2 protein-coding genes are annotated in these 2,093 nt (G+C 60.3%); one reads left to right on the top strand and one right to left on the bottom strand.

Going from position 1 to position 2,093, the window contains the following annotated elements; translation table 11 throughout:
• Nucleotides 1-175 precede the first annotated feature (175 nt).
• Complete coding sequence (locus ACMRQN_RS05865) at nt 176-1,153, top strand: DUF559 domain-containing protein (protein ID WP_418734202.1); 978 nt, start codon at nt 176-178, stop codon at nt 1,151-1,153.
• 155 nt (nt 1,154-1,308) lie between these two features.
• Here the strand turns inward: ACMRQN_RS05865 and ACMRQN_RS05860 are convergent.
• On the bottom strand, nt 1,309-2,093 hold a 785-nt coding region (locus tag ACMRQN_RS05860), incomplete at its 5' end, for an IS256 family transposase (protein ID WP_418734201.1).

Raw genomic sequence — 2,093 nt, 5'->3', positions numbered from 1 at the left:
GGGCATAAGCTGCCAGGCGTGACGGGGAGTCATTATCTGCGTCCGTCGACCGAGCAGCTGGCCGAGGATTTCGCCGCCACGTATGCCAAAAGCAGAGGGCACTTGGGATAAATTGAGATATGAAAACACGAAACCCCAGGTCAAATAGGTATACTGTGGAACGCCCGGCTTCATTGTGCCCGAGCCGAGCCGCACGACCATTGCACCGCCAAACTTCGCAGTTTCCAATTTCGATTGGCTCGTCAACACAAGCGTCCTGTCGCGCCCTTTGCATGGCCTCACCTCCATAAAGCACAAGCGCACAAACGAACCCGCAGTGCGACACGTCGCGTATCAAGAGCTGCCGTTCGGTTCCGTCTGTTCAATATCTCCCGAACAGCGCATCACTTCTCCCGAACTCACCATCATCCAAATTGCGCCCCTGCTGTCGTTCACCGAGCTCGTTTGCATCATCTGCGAGTTTTGCGGACTCTTTACCATCAACGAATCGCTCGAAAATCCCCTCGTCAAGCGCGCGCCGCTCACAAGCGTCGCGAAAATCGCCGCCTTTTGCCAGCGCGCAAAAGGGCTCACCGGAGTCGCGAAAGCGGCCAAGGCGACAAAATATGCCCACGATTGCTCGCGTTCGCCCATGGAAACCGCGACCATTCTTTTGTTCACCCTACCCCAGCAACAGGGAGGATATTCTCTTTCGGGCGCCCGGCTCAATCGTAAAATCACGCTGAGCCCCAAGGCTCGCAAAATGGCAGGGATCGATCGACTTGAGCCCGATATCGCATGGCCGAAAGCCAAGATTATCGTTGAATACGACAGCAAAGCTTTCCATAATCAAGAAGCGCGAATATCGAATGACGCACGGCGCAAAAATGCCTTTACGGCTTCGGGTTTCCGGGTCATAACCCTCACCTCGACCCAACTGAATTCAAAAACCGAGATGGATAAAATCGCGGCGCACATTGCCGCCGCCGCGAAAAAGCGCGTGCGCATCGCGAAGCCCGCAACGTTCTACGCAAGGCAAAAGCTCTTGCGAATGGAGCTCCTTCATTGCGATGGGGTCCACAGAAAGCAACATGCCCTGTCGGAACGAGCCGGGCAACAGGTCGAGCGAACCAAAACAAGCCTAAGTTGGCTTGCCGACGACGACCTGGCGTAAACCAAAACGGCTAAAAGTGACAAAAGTTGCGAGTTCGGGGGCACAAAACGCTCCATTTAGAGAAAAATGGGGGCCGCAAACCCCAATCTCTGCTCGCGAAAATCACATCGATTAACTGCGACCTGGGGCTTGTCAAGAAGCCTGTGTAAGTCTTTTCACAGGAACCTCTCTATCCTCGCCCTGATGCCCTCGTCGCACAGCAGCTGGTTGCGCACCCGGGCCCAGCCCGGCTGGTGGCATCCCTCGCCCCACCTCGAATACAGCTCCTTCACCCGCAGGTAGAGCAGCTTCATCACGGCGTCCTCGTCGGGGAAGCACCCCCGCCTGACGACCTTGCGGAAGCTGGCGTTCACGCTCTCGACGGCGTTGGTGGTGTACATGACCCTCCTGACGTCGGGGCCGTAGGAGAACAGCCGCTCGACCTCGGCCATCGAGCGCTCCCACGTCGCCACCGCGCCCGGGTAGCGCGCCCACGCCTCGGAGAAGTCGGCGAACGCCGCCCGGCACGCGGAAAGCGACGGCGCGCCGTAGAAGGCCCGGGCGTCGCGGCAGAACGCCTGCATGTCCTTGGACGGGACGTACTTGCAGGAGTTGCGCACCAGATGCACCAGGCAGCGCTGCGCCACCGCGTCCGGGAATATCGCGCGCAGGCCGTCGGCCAGCCCCGACACGCCGTCCATGCTCACGAACAGCACGTCCTCGACGCCGCGCTGGCGCAGCTCGTCGAACACGCCCATCCAGTGGTGCGCGCCCTCGGTCTCCTGCATCCACAGCCCGAGCACGTCCTTGCGCCCGGCCAGGTCGTAGGCGACTATCGCGTAGACCGCCATGCTGCGCGCGCCGCGCCCGCGCCTCACCGGCACGTAGAGGCAGTCGACGAACATGAACGCGTACACGGGCTCCAGCGGGCGCGAGCGCCACCGCTCGAGCTCCTCCCACA

This window comes from Ellagibacter sp. (genome assembly GCF_048412355.1).
Classification (GTDB): domain Bacteria; phylum Actinomycetota; class Coriobacteriia; order Coriobacteriales; family Eggerthellaceae; genus Ellagibacter.
This window is presented reverse-complemented; position numbering and strand designations above follow the sequence as displayed.